Source organism: Pseudomonas sp. SO81 (assembly GCF_030374125.1).
Taxonomy (GTDB): domain Bacteria; phylum Pseudomonadota; class Gammaproteobacteria; order Pseudomonadales; family Pseudomonadaceae; genus Aquipseudomonas.
The window spans coordinates 3,021,063-3,038,627 of the sequence record NZ_CP126126.1; the positions used below are offsets into that span (position 1 = coordinate 3,021,063).

Below are 17,565 nucleotides of genomic sequence, written 5' to 3' on the forward strand. Positions count from 1 at the left end.
CCTGCACTCAGGAAAAAATATCCCGCAATCGTGACGCAATGCCGTCCAGCGGGCGGATCTCGCTGGCCGCGCCCAGTGCCGCGGCTGCCTTGGGCATGCCGTAGACCGCACAGCTCTGCTGGTCCTGGGCGATGGTCGTGAAGCCGCGTTCACGTAGCTGCTTGAGCCCCTTGGCGCCGTCGCTGCCCATGCCGGTCAGCAGCACGCCCACCGCCTCGCCGCGCCAATTACGGGCCACGCTGTCGAAGAACACGTCGATCGACGGACGATGTACAGAGTAGTCGTCGGGCTCGATGCCGTAGCCGAGCAGGCCGTTCGGCAGCAGGCGGATATGCTGGTCACTACCGGCCAGCAGCACCACGCCCGGCTGTGGTGCCTCGCCGTCACGGGCCACGCGCACCGGCACGCCGGACTCCTGACTCAGCCAGTCGGCCATGCCGGGAGCGAACACCGCGTCGACGTGCTGCACCAGCAGCATGGCCGCCGGGAAGCCGGGGGCAAGCCCTTTGAGCATCACGGCCAGGGCCGCCGGGCCGCCGGCCGAGGCGCCCACGGCGACCAGGCGTCGACAGGCCTCGACCGGCAGCGGCTTGGCCGGGGACGGCGGCGGTTGCGTCTCGTGCCTGTTCATCAGCAGGCTCAGGTTGTGAATCTTGCGCAGCAGGGGGGCCGCCGTCTGCATCGGATCGGCGCCGCCCAGGGCCGGGGTATCGACCACGTCTAGGGCGCCGTGGCCCATGGCGGTGAATACCAGGGGCATGTTGCGTTCGCTGTCGGTGGTCACCAGGAGAATGGCGCAGGGGGTCTGCGCCATGATCAGTCGGGTCGCCTCGACGCCGTCCATGACCGGCATCAGCAGGTCCATCAGCAGCAGATCGGGCAACTGTTCGGCGCAGCGCCGCACCGCCTCCGCGCCATCGCCGGCGACCCAGATCAGCTGGTGCTCCGGAGCCTGGGCCAGGGTCCGGCGCAGGGCCTCCACGGCCAGCGGCATGTCGTTGACTATGGCGATCCTCATAGCGGCTCTCCGATCAGTTCGGCCACCACGTCCAGCAGGGTGTCGTCATGGAAACTGGCCTTGGCCAGGTAGTAGTCGGCGCCGGCTTCCAGGCCGCGCCGGCGGTCCTCTTCGCGATCCTTGTAGGACACCACCATGACCGGCAATGACTGCAACCGGTGGTCACGACGCAGCAGGGTGACCAGTTCGATGCCGTCCATGCGCGGCATGTCGATGTCGGTGATCAGCAGGTCGAAGTGTTCGGCGCGCAGGGCGTTCCAGCCGTCCATGCCGTCCACCGCTACTGCCACCTCGTAGCCGCGGTTGGCCAGCAGCTTGCGCTGCAGCTCGCGCACGGTCAGCGAGTCGTCCACCACCAGGACCCGCTTGCGCGCCGCGCCGGCATCGCCAGCGCCGCGGGCGATACGCTCCAGGCGGCCGCTGTTGAGCAGTTTGTCCAGGGAGCGCTGCAGGTCCTCGACGTCGAGAATCAGCACCGCCGTGCCGTCGTCCAGCAGGGCGCCGGCGCTGACGCTCTGCACCTTGCCCAGGCGCGGGTCGAGCGGCAGGACCACCAGGGTGCGCTCGCCGAGAATGCGCTCCACGGCGATGCCGTACAGGGTCTCGCGCGCGGCGATCAGCACCAGCGGGATGCGCTCTTTCTGTGCCGTGCCCGGCGGGCGCTGCAACAGCTGGCTAGCGGCTACCAGGCCGATCGGGCGCTCCTCGTGATTGAAGTGCTGGCGGCCCTCCAGCTGCACGATGGCCTGCGGCTCGATCTCGACCATGCGCTCGATATGCGCCAGCGGGAAGGCATAGGCCTCGTCGCCGATCTGCACCACCAGGCTGCGTACCACCGAGAGCGTCAGCGGCACTTCGATCAGGAAGCGCGAGCCGCGCCCGCGCACCTGCTGCAGCTCGACGCCGCCGCGCAGCTGGCGCAGGCCATGCTGGACGGCATCCAGGCCGACGCCGCGGCCGGACACCTCGGTGACCTGCTCGCGCAGGCTGAAGCCGGGCAGGAACAGGAAACTCAGCAGCTCTTCCTCGCTGAGCTGGGCGGCGGTCTCGGCGCTGGACAGGCCGCGCTGGGTCACTGCCGCCCGCACGCGTTCCAGGTCGACCCCGGCGCCGTCGTCGGCGATCTCCAGGAGCAGCAGGCCGGCCTGCTGGCGGGCGCGGATACTGATCAGACCTTCTGCCGGCTTGCCCGCCGCAAGCCGTGCCTCGGGCGACTCGATGCCGTGATCGAGGGCGTTGCGCAGCAGGTGCACCAGGGGCGCCTCCAGGCGTTCCAGTACGTCGCGGTCGACCTGGGTCTTGTCGCCTTCCACCTGCAGGCGCACCTGCTTGCCCAGGCTGCGTGCCAGGTCGCGCAGCATGCGCGCCTGGCCGCCGAGGATGTCGGCCAGGGGGCGCATGCGGCAGGCCAGGGCGTTGTCGTACAGGCGCTGGGCGCGCTGGCCGGCTTGCCAGGCGAACTCGTCCAGCTCGTTGCCCTGGCGCTCCAGCAATTGCTGGCATTCGCCGAGCAGGCCGCGGATCTCGGCGAAGGCCGCCAGGTTCGGTGGCGCGCCGCTGCGCAGGCTCTCCTCGAAGCTTTCCAGGGCCCGGCCGAGATGGCCCTGCAGGCGCCGGCCGCGCTGCAGGGCGGCGAGCAGGGGTTGCAGGCGCTGGGCCTCGACCAGGGCCTTGCTGGACAGGTCGAGCAGATGATCGAGGCGCTGGGCGGTCACGCGCAGCACGCGCTCGTCGCTGTCCAGCGCGGCGGCTGCGCTGGTTCGCACGGCTTCGCTGGCTGCAGGAGCAGGCGGCGGCTCGGGCGGGGCGGGTGGTGCCGGCTCGGCGGGCGCCGGGGCTGGCTCTGCTTCTGGCGTTGGCGGCTGCGCTGCGGCGCGGCCTTCCAGGCAGGCGAGCGTGCGTTCCACGGCGGCTTCGGTCACGCTGCCCGGCGTGCTGGCGATCCGCAGCAGCAGATCGCTGCCTTGCAACAACGCGTCGATCTGCTGGGCGCCCAGGCGCAGGCGGCCCTCCTGGGCGGCCACCAGCAGGTCCTCCATCTGGTGCGCCACGCTCACGCCCTGGTCGATACCGACTATGCGCGCCGCGCCCTTGAGCGAGTGGGCGGCGCGCATGCAGGCCTCCAGCTGGTCGGCCCGGGTCGGCTCCTGTTCCAGCACCAGCAGGCCCTCGCCGAGCACCCTGGTCTGCGCCTCGGCCTCCAGGCGGAACAGCTCCAGCAGCGAGGCGTCCCTCATCTCGTCGGGCGTCATGCCAGGCTCCTGAGCAGGCCCTGCAGCAATTGCTCCTCGTCCAGCAGGCGCAGGCTGCGCGTCTGCCACTGCAGCACGCCGCGGCTGCACTTGGTCGGGTCCAGGCGATTGTCCTGCGCCGCCGCGGCCAGCTGATCCAGGGGGAAGGCATGAATGCCCTGCACCTCGTCCACCGGGACCAGCAGGTGGCCACCGGGCGCGTCCAGTACCAGCAGGCGGGCGCCGCTCCTGCTGCCGGGCGCTAGTGGCGCGGCTGCGCCGGGCTCCAGGCCGAGCAGCTCGACCAGCGACAGGCAGGCCACCAGGGCGCCGCGCACGTTGGCCACGCCGAGCAGCGCCCGCGAGCGTTGATGCGGCAGGGCATGCACCGGGGCCTGTGGCGCCACCTCCACCAGCACGCGAGTGGCCAGGGCCAGCCATTCCTCGCCCAGGCGGAAAACCAGCAGCGAGCGAGTGGCCACGGCCGTTTCGCTGGCGGCTTCGGCCTGTTCCCCGTCGTCGCGTTGCAGGGCATAGCGATCCAGCAGGTGGATGGCCGCGGCGGCGTAGACGGGGCAGTTGCGGCAGTGGATATGCTCGACCAGCAGCGGGCAGGACTTGTCGCCGCGCACGCCGATGCGGTTCCAGCAGTCGTTCAGCGCTTCAGCCATCGCCGTTCACCCCGCGGTTGGCGCGCTCCTGCAGGCGCCGGGCCCCGGCCAGGTCGCCGCGTGCGGCGAGCAGAGTGGCCAGGTGGCTGAGCGCCTCGCGGTGCTGCGGCTGCAGGTAGAGCGCCTTGCGGTAGTAGTCCTGGGCCTCGCGCGCCTGGCCGCCGGCGTCGCTGAGCAGGCCCAGCCAGTAGAACAGGTCGGCCGATGGGCCCTGGGCGCGTAGCAACTGTTCGCAGCGCTGGCGCGCCTCGCTCAGACGGCCCTGGTCGGCCAGGCCGGCGACAATACGCAGCTCGTCATCGGGCGGCGCTGCGGTAGGCGCGCTGAGCGGTGCTGGTGGTGCTGGGCGTGGCGCGCGGCGGGGTGCCGGTACGGGGCGCGGCGTTCGTTGCACTGTCGGCGCTGCGGCTGGGAGCGGGCGCAGGGTGGCGGTGGGCGCGGGGTTGGTCGGCTCGCTGGGATGCTGGAAGGCGAAGGCCTGGGGTATGCCCAGACTCTGCATGCCCAGGCGCGAGAACAGGCTGGCCTCGGCCGGGCCGATGAACAGCACGCCGTCCAGGCGGGTCAGGCGCTTGAGCACTTCCAGCACCTGCTCCTGGGTGGCCTGATCGAAATAGATCAGCAGGTTGCGACAGAACAGCAGATCGTAGGGCGCTTCCTCGGCGAGCAGGCCGGGTTGCAGCAGGTTGCCGCAGCGGAAGCGCACCTGGTCGCGGACGGCCTGATGCAGCAGGTAGCCATCGTCCCTGCTGGCGAAGTGCCGTGCCCGATAGGCCAGGTCCTCGCCGCGAAAGGAGTTCTTGCCGTACAGCCCACGCTGGGCCCGTTCGATCACCCGTTGGCTGACATCCAGGGCGTCGATGCGGAACAGCGGCGCGGCGATGCCCGCATCGAGCAGGGCCATGGCGATGGAGTAGGGCTCCTCACCGGTGGCGCAGGGCAGGCTGAGGATGCGCAGCGGGCGGGCGCCGGCGAGTCGCTCCAAACGCGGCCGGGCCAGGCGCACCAGGGCGGCGAAGGATTCGGGGTAGCGGAAGAACCAGGTCTCCGGGACTATCACGGCATCTATCAACGCCACCTGTTCCTGCTTCGACTGCTTCAGCAGCTCCCAGTAGCCGTCGTTGTCGGCCGCCACGCCGCTGGCCACCCGTTGAGCCACGGCGCGGGCCACCACGGGCGCACCGACCGAGCCGACGTCCAGGCCGATATGTGCCTTGAGGAAGTCGCAGAAGCGTTGCTCGCCGTTCATGCCGTCCTCTCCGGGGGGAACAGCAGGGCGCGGGCCTCGGCGTTCAGCAGGTCGGCCACCCGCAGCCACTGCACCAGGCCGCGGGCGTCCTGGTAGACCGGCCCCAGGTAGGGCGCATCTGGAGTGTCCAGGCCGTAGGCGCGAAATTCCTCCGGGGCGCAGCGCAGCGTCTCGGCGGCCCGCTCCAGAATCAGGCCGAGCAGGTGCCGCTCGGTGCTGTCGCGCGGCTGGTAATGCACCAGCACCAGGCGCGTACTGGTGCGCTGGGTGGCGGGCTGCCCGCCGAGCAGCTGGCTGATGTCGAGCACCGGCAGTAGCGTGCCGCGGTGGGCGAGCAGCCCGGCGACCCAGGCCGGGGTTGCAGGCACCGGCCTGAGGCGCCGCAGCGGCAGGACCTCGGCCACCTCGCGCACGTCCAGGGCGTAGCGTTCGGCGCCGACGGCGAACAACAGGAACAGCCGCTGTTGGCGGGCCGGCGCGCTGTGGCGATGGAGTGTGGACACGGCAGCCTCACACCTGGAAGCGCGAGACCCCGGCGCGCAGGCCGCTGGCCACCTGGCTCAACTCGTCGATGGCGCTGCTGGTCTGGCGCAGCGAGTCGACGGTCTGTCCGGTGACCTCGGCCAGCTGTACCAGAGCCTGGCTGATCTGTTCGGCACCGCTGGCCTGGGCCTGCATGCCCTCGTTGACCATCGATACCCGCGGCGCCAGGGCCTGGGTCTGCTGGATGATCTGCGCCAGCTGGTCGCCCACCAGCTGCACGTCGGCCATGCCGCGGCGCACCTCCTCGGAGAACCTGTCCATGCCCATCACTCCGGCCGACACCGCCGACTGGATCTCGCGCACCATCTGTTCGATATCGTAGGTGGCCACCGCGGTCTGGTCGGCCAGGCGGCGCACCTCGTTGGCCACCACGGCGAAGCCGCGGCCGTACTCGCCGGCCTTCTCCGCCTCGATGGCGGCGTTCAGCGAGAGCAGGTTGGTCTGGTCGGCCACCTTGACGATGGTGGTGACCACCTGGGTGATGTTGCCGGCCTTCTCGTTGAGGCTGGTGAGCTTGGTGTTGATCAACTCGGCGGCGGCGATGACTTGGTGCATGGTGTCCTCCATGCGGGTCAGGCCGTTCTGTCCCGCGTCGGCCAGGCTGGCGGCCTGCTCGGCGGCGCTGGAGACCTCGCCCATGGTGCGCAGCAGGTCGCGCGAGGTGGCGGCGATTTCCCGCGAGGTGGCGCCTATCTGCGTGGTGGTGGCCGCCGTCTCGGTGGCGGTGGCCTGCTGCTCCTTGGAGGTGGCGGCGATTTCGGTGACCGAGGTAGTCACCGAAATCGCCGAGCGTTGCGACTGCGCCACCAGGGCGGACAAGGCTTCTGCCATGTCATTGAGGCCGGTTTCCAGGGCGCCGAACTCGTCGCGGCGGGCCAGGGTCAGGCGGGTGCCGAGATTGCCATCGCGCAGGCGCGCCAGGGCGGCCAGCACCTGCTGCAGGGGATCGAGGATGGCGCGCATCAGCAGGTAACCGCAGGCGAGGGCCGCCAGCACCGCCAGCAGCAGGCTGAGCAACATGCTGGTTTCGGCGCGGGACACCGAGGCCACTATGCCGGCCGTCAACGCGTCGGCGCTGTTGTGGTTCAGTTCTACCAGCTGGTCCAGCAAACCCTGTCCGTGCTGCCCGTTCGCCAGCAGTTCGTGCTGCATAAGCTGGCGCGCCTGGTCGAACTGGTTGCCTTCGTACAGGGCGATCAGCTGCTTCTTCTGCGCCTCGTATTCGTGCAGATGAGCCTGCAACTTGGCGAAGATGCTCTGATCCTCCTGGCTACTGGTGCTGGCCTGGTACTTGGCCAGCAGCTCCTGCAGCGCGCCGTCCTGCTCGCGCAGTTGTTGCAGCAGCGCCTTGCCCTGCTCGCTGCTCGGCGCGACGTTCAGCAGTTGCTGGGCCAGCAGCAGGTTGTGCGCCACGCTGCCGCGGATACGGTCGGTGTAGTACAGGCCGGGCAGGGCGTCGGTCTGCAGCTTATGTTCGCTGCGTTCGATGCTGAGCAGATGGGCGTAAGCCATGCCGGCCATCAGCAGCATGATGGCGATGAGCGCGGCGAAACTGGCGAGCAGACGTTGGCGAAGAGTCCAGTTTTTCATTCTTGCTCCTGAAGGGCGACGCCGGCCTTGAGGTTCGACCCTGTTCAGGTATAGCAGCTGTATACAAGGGAGCGGAGCATGGCGCGCAGCCACGAGCATGCCTGGCTATCAACGGCAATATGTTTATGCACAAAGAAGAGCTGGGCCACTGGCGTGCCGCACGAATTTTGTGCAGTACCCCCCGTGTTTTTCATAACGGCATGTTTTTTAAGGGTTTTTTGTTGGTGATCAAAAAATCTACAGACTTTGCCAAGGCCCATGCGGCCGGCTTCGCAGCGAGTTCTGCAGAAACTGCGCACAGAGTTATCCACAGCTTCTGTGGATGACGCTCAGCTGCGTTCGGCGAGCAGCAGCAGGTTGCGTGGCGTCAGTTGGTGGGCGCAGAAGGTGCCCAGGCGCACCTGGTAGCCCTGCTCCTGCAGATACAGGGCGCGGTCGAGCAGCAGCCAGATCTCCAGCGGGCGACGGAACAGGCCGCGGACCAGTTCGAGGTTGCGGACCTCGGCCAGTCGCTGCCAGCCGCCGGTCTCCAGGGCGGCCCAGTCGATATCGCCGGCTAGCTCGAGACCCTTGGTCTCGGCCAGGTAGCGGCAGTAGCTGGGCAGGTCCTTGCTCAGCCAGCTCACCGGCAGCGAGGGCGTTGGCAGATAGTCGTCGACGCCGCGTTGCTGGCGCTGCAGCAGATCGAAGGCCAGGCGCCGAGCCATGGACTGGTCGCGCTTGCGGCGCATGCGCTGGCCGGCGGTAACGGTTTCCGCTAGGGGCAGGCGCAGATCGTCCAGCGACAGCTGCAGCCGCGATTGTCGGGCCGGCTCGGATAGCGCGTGGTAGTACGTGGTGGCGATGCGGTTGTAGCAGCAGGGCGCCACGGCCAGCTGGCGGCAGCCGGCGCCGCTGGCCAGCTGCAGCAGGCGCACGTGCAGGTCGCCACAGGCATGCAGGGCCACCGGACTGTGGTCGGCGCTCAGGCGCTCGTCGGTGTCATCGGCCAGCACGTCCTGCAGCAGGTGCTGGACGTCCATATGCAGCCGCTGGCTGAGGTGCTGGCCGGCGGCTACCAGCTGTTCGTCGTACTCCAGGCAGGTCAGGCGCTGGCCGCCCTGGGCCAGCAGGCGACCCAGATAGCCCTTGCCGGAGCACCAGTCCAGCCAGTGCGTCGGTGCATGCCGGAACTGCAGGCGGCTGGCGAAGGCCTCGATCTGTTGCCATTTGCGCCCGGGTACGTCGACATCCAGTCGCGCCTGCTGTGCGCCCAGCTCATGCTCGGGCAGCTCGCCGACTTCGCTCAGCTCGGCGGCGCGGCTGGCCAGCTGGGGAAACGGCGCGGGCGCCTCCAGTCGCTCTGGAAAGTTGTGCTCGGCCTCGGCCTGCTCCAGGCTGCGCCCGCGTAGCCAGGCGCCCAGCTCGGGATGCTCGGCCTCCCAGGGCAGGGTCAGGCAGGAGAAGGGCTTGGGGCGCCACAGGTGCTGGTGGGCGACGAGGAAGTCGTCCAGGGCCTGGAAGCGTTCGCGCAGGGCGGGGCCGGTGAGGATCATGGAGTGCGGATGCAGGGAAGAGGTCGAGCATTCTATCCCTCTCCCGTGGCCGGGAGAGGGATTACGCAGCATCAGCGACCCTGGCAGGCGTCGACGCGCAGCTTGCGTTCCAGCAGCTTGAAGGCGCGCACCATCACGTAGGCGATGACCAGGTAGAACACCCCGGCGGCGAAGAAGATCTCTACCGGCAGATAGGTGCGGGCGATGATCGTGCGCGACATGCCGGTCAGCTCCAGCAGGGTCACGGTGCTGGCCAGGGCGCTGGCCTTGAGCATCAGGATCACTTCGTTGCTGTAGGCCGGCAGGCCGATGCGTGCGGCGCGCGGCAGGATGATGTAGAGCATCGCCTGGGCGCGCGACATGCCCAGCGCGCGGGCCGCCTCGATCTCGCCCGGTGGCACGGCCTGGATGGCGCCGCGCAGGATCTCGGCGATATAGGCGGCGGTGTGCATGGTCATGGTGATGACGGTGCACCAGTACGGATCACGCAGGTACGGCCACAGCGGACCCTGGCGCACCACGTCGAACTGCGCCAGGCCGTAGTAGACCAGGAACAGCTGTACCAGCAGCGGCGTGCCGCGGAAGAAGAAGATGTAGCCGTAGGGCAGGGCGCGCACGTACCAGTGCCGCGACGCACGAGCGATGCCCATGGGCAGGGCGAGAACCAGCCCGGCGAGCACGGCGAAGGCCACCAGTTCGACGGTCAGTGCGGCGCCTTCGAGCAGCTTGGGCAGGTATTTGACGATCACTTCCCAGTTCATCAGGTGCTCCGGACGAAGCCGCGGCTGGCACGCTTCTCGAGGAAGTGCATGCCGATCATGGCGATGACGGTCAGGCCCAGGTAGATGAAGGCGGCGACCATATAGAAGGTGAAGGCCTGTTTGCTGGAGGTCACGGCGATCTGCGAGCGGCGCATGATTTCTTCCAGGCCGATGACCGAGACCAGGGCGGTGTCCTTCATCAGGATCATGAACAGGTTGCCCAGGCCGGGCAGGGCGATGCGCCACATCTGCGGCAGGATCAGCTTCCACAGGATGCGACCCTTGGACATGCCCAGCGCCATGCCGGCCTCGCGGTGGCCCTTGGGGATGGCCAGGATGGCGCCGCGGAACACTTCGGTGGCGTAGGCGCCGAAGCACAGGCCGAGAGCGATGGTGCCGGCGGCGAAGGGGTTCAATTCCAGGCTGCCGACGCCGAGGAATTCACCGAGGGCGGCGAGGCCCTGGACCGTGCCGAAATAGATCAGCAGCACCCAGAGCAGCTCGGGGACGCCGCGAACGATGGTCGAATAGATACCGCCAAGTCCCTGCAGGAACTTGTTCGGAGAAGTCTTGGCCAATGCGCCGAGCAGTCCGAGCACCAGGCCGAGGGCAAGGGCGGACAGGGCCAGCTGGATGGTCACCAGCGTGCCGGCGGCGAGGGCGGGGCCGAAGCCGTGCAGGTCGAGGGTCATGGGAGGCTACTGCAGAATGACGGCCGCCGCCCGAGGGCGGCGGCGGTCGGACGCATCAGTAGATGCTGAACGGGAAGTACTTGTCGTTGATCTGCTTGTAGGTGCCGTCTTCGACGATGGCCTTCAGCGCGGTGTTCAGCTTCTCGCGCAGCGGGTCGCCCTTGCGCACGGCGATGGCGATCTTGTCGTTGTCGAATACCGGCTCGCCCTTGAACTCGAAGTCCTTGCCGGCGTCGCTCTTCAGCCATTCCCAGTTGACGAACTTGTCGGCCAGCACGCCATCGAGGCGGCCCGAGGACAGGTCGAGGTAGGCGTTTTCCTGGGTATCGTACAGCTTGATCTCGACGGTGTCGGCCAGGTTGTCTTCCAGCCAGGTGCCGGCGATGGTGGCGCGCTGTGCACCGATGACCTTGCCTTTCAGGCTGGCCTTGTCGGCCTTCAGGTCGCTGCTTTTCGGCGCGATGAACTGCAGCTTGTTGGTGTAGTAGGGCTCGGTGAAATCGACCGCCTGTTTGCGCTCCTCGGTGATCGACATGGAGGCGGCGAGGAAGTCGAACTTCTTGGCGTTCAGGGCCGGGATGATGCCGTCCCAGTCGGAGGTGACCACTTCGCACTCGGCGCCCATCTTGGCGCACAGGGCCTGGGCGATCTCCACGTCGAAGCCACCGACCTTGCCGCTGGCGTCGATCAGGTTGAAGGGTGGGTAGGCGCCTTCGGTGCCGATCTTCAGTTTGTCCGCGGCGACTGCCTGGGTGCCGAAGGCCAGGGTGGCGACGGCGGCCAGCAGGATCTTCTTATAGTTCTGCATGCGTGTTGCTCCGTTAGTGATTGCTGGACATGAATTGTTTACAGCGTGCCGATTGCGGGTTGGTGAAGACCTGCTCGGGCGACCCCTGTTCCTCTACCAGGCCCTGGTGAAGGAATACCACTTCGCTGGACACCTGGCGGGCGAAATTCATCTCATGGGTGACCAGCAGCATGGTGCGGCCTTCATCGGCGAGCGCGCGGATCACGTTAAGCACTTCCTGTACCATTTCCGGGTCGAGGGCCGAAGTCGGCTCGTCGAACAGGATCACCTTGGGCTGCATGGCCAGGGTGCGGGCGATGGCGGCACGCTGCTGCTGGCCGCCGGAAAGCTGATTCGGGTAGGCGTGGCGCTTGTCGGCGATGCCGACCTTGGCTAGCAGCGCCTCGGCCACCTCGGTGGCCTCGGCACGGCTCTGGCCGAGCACGCGACGGGGAGCCTCGATGATGTTGTCGAGGATGGTCATGTGCGGCCACAGATTGAAATTCTGGAACACGAAGCCGATCTCGCTGCGCAGGCGATTGATCTGCTTGTTGTCGGCGGCGATCAGGTCGCCGTTCTTCGCGGCCTTCAGCTTGAGTTCTTCACCGGCCACCAGAATCTGGCCCTGGTGCGGGTTCTCCAGCAGGTTGATGCAGCGCAGGAAGGTCGATTTGCCGGACCCGGAGGAGCCGAGGATGGAGATCACGTCGCCGTCGCGGGCGGTCAGCGAGATGCCCTTGAGCACTTCTAGCTCGCCGTAGCGTTTGTGCAGGTTGCGGATTTCCAGCGCGGGCGTTGCCTCGGCCATGGGGTGTCCTCTTGTTATGCGGATGCGCTCCGGCTGCTGGCCGCCTTCCTAGCGTGCGGCTGAACCTAGCATAGCGTCGACGGAGCGCCAAGCCGGGTGCCGGCCCCACCAACCGTGGTCGTGGCGCGGTGTCGCATCATGACAGTTGTGTGTCGCGCCCAAACAAAAACGCCGGGGGAGCCGTCTGCGCCGTCGCTCGCGACGTGGCGGGATAGCGGAGACAAAAGCCCGATACCCTGACTGTATTGGATTCGTTCCGGGGGCCGGACGGCGCGGGCGCGCAGTGTACTGGAGCACCCCGGCCGGGTGAAGGGCGCGGCGCTGGCGAATGGCCAGGGTGGGGCGCTTCTTGCTAGAGTCTGCGCAGCTCCCCAGGGGATCGGGTCGAGCTCGACCAATCTCCAGGGAGTTGCTCCATGTCGCAGGCGCCGCAGTCATCCAGGGCCTTTCGGGCCAGTCTCTGGCTGGTCTGTGCCCTGGTCCTGCTGCTGGTGCCGCTGCTGCACCTGTGGACCCCGGTGCAGCGCTGGAGCAACGTCCATGGCGACTGGCTGATCCGCCAGCGCGCCGCACTGCAGGCGCCCGACCCGCGCATCGTCGTGGTCGACATCGATGACACCAGCCTGCAGGCCCTGGTCGGCGAGGCCGGCAAGTGGCCCTGGCCGCGTTCGGTGCACGCCGAGCTGCTGGAGCACCTGCTGGCGCAGAAGGCCGAGGCGGTGGTGTTCGACGTGCTGTTCAGCGAGGCCGACCGCTTCCACCCCGACGCCGATGCCTACTTCGGCGAGGTGCTGGCCGGCAGCGACAGGGTCTACCTGGCCGCCCTGCAGCAGCAGGCCAGCGACCCGGCCAAGGCGCCATTGCTGGCTTCCTACCCACCAACCACCGGCCTACTGCCGGGCGGCGACCCGCAGCAGCGCGGCGTGCTGTTGCTGCCCCGCGCCATCGACCCCGCGCACTGGAAGACCGGCACCATCAACTTCACCCAGGATGCCGATGGCGTCGGCCGCCGTTACGACATTTATAGGCGCTTCGGCGACTGGCGCATGCCCTCGCTGCCGGCGCGGGTAGCGCAGGACCGCGGCGTGGTTCTGCCGGCCGCCGACAGCTTCCTGCTCGACTGGCGCAGCGACGCGCGGGTGCCCTATCCGCGCATCCCCTTCGCCGCAGCCCTGGCCCAGGCGCGGGGCGAGGCCGGCCAGCTGCCCGCCGATTACTTCGCCGGCAAGATAGTGGTGATCGGCACCACCGCCGCCGGCCTCTACGACCTGCGCCGCACCCCGCTGGACGATCTCTACCCGGCGGTGTTCATCCTCGCCACCGGCATCGACAACCTGCTCAACGGCCAGCAGCTGCAGGCGGCGCCGGCCTGGTCCATGGCGCTGCTGGGCATCGCCCTGTTGCTGGGCCTGCAGCTCCTGCTGCTGCGCGAGCGCCTGCTGCCGGCCAGCCTGCTGACTTTGGGCGCCAGCCTGGCGCTGCTGCTCGGCTCCTATCTATTGGTACTGCAGGGCGTGCTGCTCAACGTGCTGCCCAGCCTGCTGGCGCTGTGGCTGCTGCTGGCCCTGGCCCTGGCGGTGTTCTACCGCCGGCGTCGGCAGCAGCTGTCCAATACCATCAGCATGTTCAGCCGCTTCCTCGACCCGCAGGTGGTGGCCCAGCTGGTGGCCCGCGAGGACCCGCAGGCGCTGCTGGCCAGTCGCGAGTGCCAGCTCACCGTGCTGTTCTCGGATATCCGCAACTTCACCACCATGTCCGAGCGCCACAGTGCCCAGGAGATCATGCAGATCCTGGAGAACTACTTCGGCGGCCAGGTGGATGTGCTGTTCAAGCACCGCGCGACCCTCGACAAGTTCATCGGCGACGCCATCATGGCCTTCTGGGGCGCGCCGCAGGACAACCCCAACCAGGCTGTCGATGCCGTCAACGCGGCGCTGGAGATGATCGACAACGTCGAACGCTACCAGCGCGACTTCGACCACCCGGACTTCGACATCGGCATCGGCCTGCACACCGGACCGGCGGTGGTCGGCATGGTCGGGACCAGCAAGCGCTATGACTACACTGCCATTGGCGACACGGTGAACCTGGCCAGCCGCATCGAGGGGCTGACCAAGGGCCGCGCGCGCCTGCTGGTATCGGCCGCCACCAGGCAGGCCTGCGGCGATGCCTTCGAGTTCATTCCCCACGGCGACTTCCAGGTGAAGGGCCGTGTCGAGCCGGTGACCCTCTTCGAACCCAGGAGAAAGACGCTATGAGAAGTACCCTTACCGCTGCCCTGCTGATTCTGGCGGGCTGGCTGGGCAGCGCCGTGGCGCTGGCCGAAGTGCGCAGCGGCATCACCGTCGAGGCCACCGCGTTGCGCGATGGCGGCGCGGCCAGTGCCGCCGTGCTGCAACAGCTGCCGGCGCAGACCCGGGTGAGCATCCTCAAGCGCCAGGGCGGCTGGTACCAGGTGCAGACCGGCGCCGGCCAGCAGGGCTGGGTGGCGCTGCTGGCGGTGCGTTTCGACAAGTCCGCCGGCGCCAAGGGCGGCAATATCGGCTCGCTGCTGGAAGGCAGCACCGCGGTGGAGCCGGCCAGCGGCGTGGCCACCGGCGTGCGTGGCATCAGCGACGACCAGGTCGGTGGCGCTGGCGGCGGCTCCGGCAGCCTGTCCCTGCAGCAGCTCGATCGCTATGCGGTGACTCCGGGCAGCGCCCGCGCCTTCGCCCAGCAGGGCGGCCTGCGCAGCCAGTCCATCGCCTATCCCCAGTGAGCCGGAGCCGAGCCATGCACAAGATCCTTTGCCGTACCGCCCTGCTCGCTGCCATCTGCGCCGCGCTGCCCGCCTGCGAGAGCCTGCAGGCCCTGGAGGGCGTGCAGATCCAGGGTGTCGACCTGTCGCCCCTGGCCAGCGCCGGGCGCAACCTCAGCGACATGGGCGAGAAGACCCAGGACGAAGAGCTGGTGATCGGTGCCAGCACCGCCGAGCTGCTGCTCAAGCAGGCGCCGCTGCTGGATAACGCCGGCGTACAGGCCTACGTCAACCAGGTCGGTCGCTGGGTCGCCCTGAACAGCGAGCGCCCCGACCTGCCCTGGCGCTTCGGCGTGCTCGACAGCAGTGTGGTCGGTGCCTATGCGGCGCCCGGCGGCTACGTGTTCATCACCAGCGGCATGCTGCTGCAGATGAACAGCGAGGCCGAGCTGGCGGGCGTGCTGGCCCACGAGGTGGCGCACGTGGTGCAGAAGCACCACCTGGACGCGATCAAGCAGAAGGCCGGTGCCGGCCTGCTGGCCAACGTCTCGCGCTTCGCCCTGCAGGCCAGCCAGGCCAGTTCCAGCGCTCCTGCCAGCAGCGATCCGGTCTCCACCCAGAAGTTCGACCAGCTGGTGACCAACCTCTATACCCGCGGCCTGGATCGCGGCGACGAGTACGAGGCGGACGAGATGGGCGCGGTGATCGCCGCGCGTGCCGGCTACGATCCCTACGGCCTGGCCAACGTGCTGCAGGGCCTGGGCACCATGAAGCAGGACGACGCCACCCTGGTGACCTTCCTCAAGGTGCACCCGAACATCGGCGACCGCCTGAAGCAGCTGGAACCCACCTACCTGTACCTGGACAAGGCCGCCGCCGGCGGCAGCCAGCAGACCCTGGAGCCGCGCTACCAGAAGGCGCTGTCGGCCAAGTGAGCATGAACAAGGGCGGCCATGAGCCGCCCTTTTTTCAGTGCTGGTGCTTGTCGCAGGGCTCGTAGTCGCAGACGTGATGGGCATACGCCGGCGCACCGGCCTGGGGCGCCACGGGTGCCGCCAGGGCGGGCGTCTGCGTCGGGTTGAGGTAGCAGCGCGAGTCGATGAACACCTTGACCAGATCGCCGTCCAGCAGGCCGCTCTTCACTTCGGCCTGGAGTATGTCGAGGGCATGCTCCACCGGCACCGCCGGCTTGTACGGGCGGTCCGAGGCGGTCAGCGCGTCGTAGATATCGCAGATGGTCATGATCCGCGAGCCGCAGGGAATCTGCTCGCCTGACAGGCCCTTGGGATAACCGCTGCCATCGAGCTTCTCATGGTGCGCCGCGGCGATCTCCGGGATGCCCTGCAGGGCCGGGGTCCAGGGAATCAGCTTGAGGAAGTCGCGGGTATGCACCACGTGGCGCTCGATCTCCGCGCGCTCGTCCTGGGTCAGGCTGCCGCGGCGGATGGCCAGGGCGCAGAACTCGCTCTCCGACAGCAGGCCGATCAGGCTGTCGTCGTGGCTCTTCACCACATGGCCCTGGATCTCCTGCAGGTGGTGGAAGTCGCCCTCGGTCAGCACGCTCGGCTCGTTGGCCTTGAGGATGTCGCGCAGGTACTGGTCCAGCCGCTCGCACTCCATGGCCAGCTCGGTCTCCCACTGCAGGCGCAGTTGCTCGTCCAGCGCGCCGTACTGTCGGTAGGCCTGCAGCATGCGGCGCAGGGTCTGGTTCTGCAGGCTCTCCTTGGCCAGCGCCACCCGGTAACGCAGGTTGTCGATCACCGGCTCCGGCAGCTTCTTGGCCTTGGTCAGCACATGCTCACGCACGCCGACCTTGCCGAAGTCATGCAGCAGCGCGGCGTAGCGCAGCTCGCGCAGACTCTCGTCGCCCAGCGCCTGGTTGCGCAGGTGGGCCTGCGGCGCCATGGGCAGCTGGCGGGCGAGGGCGATGCACAGGTCAGCGACGCGGAACGAGTGACCGGCGGAAGTGGGGTCGCGCTGCTCGATGGCGAACACCGAGGCCTGGACGAAGCCGTCGAACAACTGGCTGATGTCGTCCAGCAGCTGGCGGTTCTCGATGGCCACCGCAGCCTGGCTGGCCAGGGCGCGCAGCGAGGCGGCCATCACCTCGTCGAAGGCGATCACCGCACCCTGGGCGTTCTGGCAGTTGATGAACTCCAGCACGCCGACCACCTCGTGGCGATGGTTGAGCATGGGAATGGCCAGCAGCGACATGGTGCGGTAGCCAACCTGCATGTCGAACGAGCGGTTGAAGCGGTAGGGCGCGTCGCTGGGAATGGCGTAAGCGTCGGCGATGTTCAGCTCGGTGCTGGTCAGCGCCACATAGCCGGCGATCGAGGCCTTGGTCAGCGGCATGCGCTGTTCCTGGAAGCGGGTCGGCATCGAGCTGTTCTGGGTCAGCTTGAACAGCAGCTGCGGCTGGTCGCCCTTCTTGTCCACCAGGAACAGCGAGGCGGCGTCGCTGTTGGACAGGCGCCGGCCCTCGGTGAGGATCTTGCTCAGCAGGCGCTCCAGGTCCTTCTCGGCGGACAGGGCGAGGCCGACATCGACCAGTTTCTGCAGGTCGCCATCCTTGTTCTGCAGGGCGGCGGCCAGTTGGTCGGTCTTCTGCTTGAGGCGGAATTGTTCGGCGGCGAAACCGAGCAGGGCGATCAGTTCGTCCTCGCTGGCGGCGGATGGCAGCGGCAGCACCCCGGTTGGCGCATCGAAGGCCACCAGGCTGGCGCCGCAGGCCTGCCAGGCGCTCAGGTCGTCGGCGCGCAGCAGGCTGGCATCCAGCAGCAGCACTTCCAGGCCCGCCTGCACCTCGTCGGCGCGCGCCACGCAGCGCAGTGTCACGCCCGCGCGGCCGAGGCGGGTATGCAGGCTGGAATCGGCAAAGAGTGGGCTATGCCCCACCGTAAAACTGGCTGTCATCACTGATTACCCTCGGCGGCGCGCCGA

15 protein-coding genes are annotated in these 17,565 nt (G+C 68.2%); 3 read left to right on the top strand and 12 right to left on the bottom strand.

The features are described from left to right. Positions 1-7 precede the first annotated feature (7 nt). From OH686_RS14125 to OH686_RS14175, 11 genes are all read right to left on the bottom strand, one after another. Positions 8-1,018: a chemotaxis response regulator protein-glutamate methylesterase gene (locus OH686_RS14125; RefSeq protein ID WP_289533397.1), complete on the bottom strand. Its 1,011-nt coding sequence runs from the start codon at positions 1,016-1,018 to the stop codon at positions 8-10. After that, a complete protein-coding gene (locus OH686_RS14130) occupies positions 1,015-3,270 on the bottom strand; it encodes a hybrid sensor histidine kinase/response regulator (protein WP_289533398.1) in 2,256 nt (751 codons plus the stop codon). Before OH686_RS14130 ends, OH686_RS14125 begins: the two co-directional genes overlap by 4 nt. Then, entirely contained in the window at positions 3,267-3,920 is a 654-nt protein-coding gene (locus OH686_RS14135; protein ID WP_289533399.1) for a chemotaxis protein CheW, read from the bottom strand. Before OH686_RS14135 ends, OH686_RS14130 begins: the two co-directional genes overlap by 4 nt. Continuing rightward, on the bottom strand, positions 3,913-5,169 hold the full coding sequence (locus OH686_RS14140) for a CheR family methyltransferase (RefSeq protein WP_289533400.1): 1,257 nt from the start codon (positions 5,167-5,169) through the stop codon (positions 3,913-3,915). The genes OH686_RS14135 and OH686_RS14140 overlap by 8 nt, the downstream gene beginning before the upstream one ends. Then, positions 5,166-5,672, bottom strand: coding sequence for a chemotaxis protein CheW (locus OH686_RS14145; protein ID WP_289533402.1), 507 nt, complete (start codon positions 5,670-5,672; stop codon positions 5,166-5,168). The genes OH686_RS14140 and OH686_RS14145 overlap by 4 nt, the downstream gene beginning before the upstream one ends. Before the next feature lie 7 nt (positions 5,673-5,679). After that, complete coding sequence (locus OH686_RS14150; RefSeq protein ID WP_289533404.1) at positions 5,680-7,302, bottom strand: methyl-accepting chemotaxis protein; 1,623 nt, start codon at positions 7,300-7,302, stop codon at positions 5,680-5,682. A 329-nt stretch (positions 7,303-7,631) separates the two neighbouring features. After that, positions 7,632-8,837, bottom strand: a complete 1,206-nt coding sequence (locus tag OH686_RS14155) for a methyltransferase (RefSeq protein WP_289533405.1) — start codon at positions 8,835-8,837, stop codon at positions 7,632-7,634. A gap of 71 nt (positions 8,838-8,908) precedes the next feature. Further along, positions 8,909-9,598 (bottom strand): ABC transporter permease, encoded by a 690-nt coding sequence (locus OH686_RS14160; protein WP_289533406.1) that lies wholly within the window; start codon positions 9,596-9,598, stop codon positions 8,909-8,911. Continuing rightward, positions 9,598-10,290: an ABC transporter permease gene (locus OH686_RS14165; protein WP_289533408.1), complete on the bottom strand. Its 693-nt coding sequence runs from the start codon at positions 10,288-10,290 to the stop codon at positions 9,598-9,600. Before OH686_RS14165 ends, OH686_RS14160 begins: the two co-directional genes overlap by 1 nt. Positions 10,291-10,345: 55 nt before the next feature. Then, a complete protein-coding gene (locus OH686_RS14170; protein WP_192399950.1) occupies positions 10,346-11,098 on the bottom strand; it encodes an ABC transporter substrate-binding protein in 753 nt (250 codons plus the stop codon). A gap of 13 nt (positions 11,099-11,111) precedes the next feature. Next, a complete protein-coding gene (locus OH686_RS14175; RefSeq protein WP_137974737.1) occupies positions 11,112-11,885 on the bottom strand; it encodes an ABC transporter ATP-binding protein in 774 nt (257 codons plus the stop codon). A gap of 416 nt (positions 11,886-12,301) precedes the next feature. On the opposite strand from OH686_RS14175, the gene OH686_RS14180 reads away from it, so the two are divergent. The 3 genes from OH686_RS14180 to OH686_RS14190 are packed head-to-tail and all read left to right on the top strand — an operon-like array spanning position 12,302 to position 15,557. Continuing rightward, the gene (locus tag OH686_RS14180; RefSeq protein ID WP_289533410.1) at positions 12,302-14,143 is read left to right on the top strand and encodes an adenylate/guanylate cyclase domain-containing protein; all 1,842 of its coding nucleotides are present in this window, start codon (positions 12,302-12,304) and stop codon (positions 14,141-14,143) included. Further along, positions 14,140-14,643 (top strand): SH3 domain-containing protein, encoded by a 504-nt coding sequence (locus OH686_RS14185; RefSeq protein ID WP_137974739.1) that lies wholly within the window; start codon positions 14,140-14,142, stop codon positions 14,641-14,643. The genes OH686_RS14180 and OH686_RS14185 overlap by 4 nt, the downstream gene beginning before the upstream one ends. A 14-nt stretch (positions 14,644-14,657) precedes the next feature. Further along, entirely contained in the window at positions 14,658-15,557 is a 900-nt protein-coding gene (locus OH686_RS14190) for a M48 family metalloprotease (protein ID WP_289533412.1), read from the top strand. Positions 15,558-15,591: 34 nt separating this feature from the next. On the opposite strand, the gene OH686_RS14195 is transcribed toward OH686_RS14190, so the two are convergent. Next, on the bottom strand, positions 15,592-17,538 hold the full coding sequence (locus OH686_RS14195) for an HD family phosphohydrolase (protein ID WP_289533414.1): 1,947 nt from the start codon (positions 17,536-17,538) through the stop codon (positions 15,592-15,594). Between the last annotated feature and the right edge of the window lie 27 nt (positions 17,539-17,565).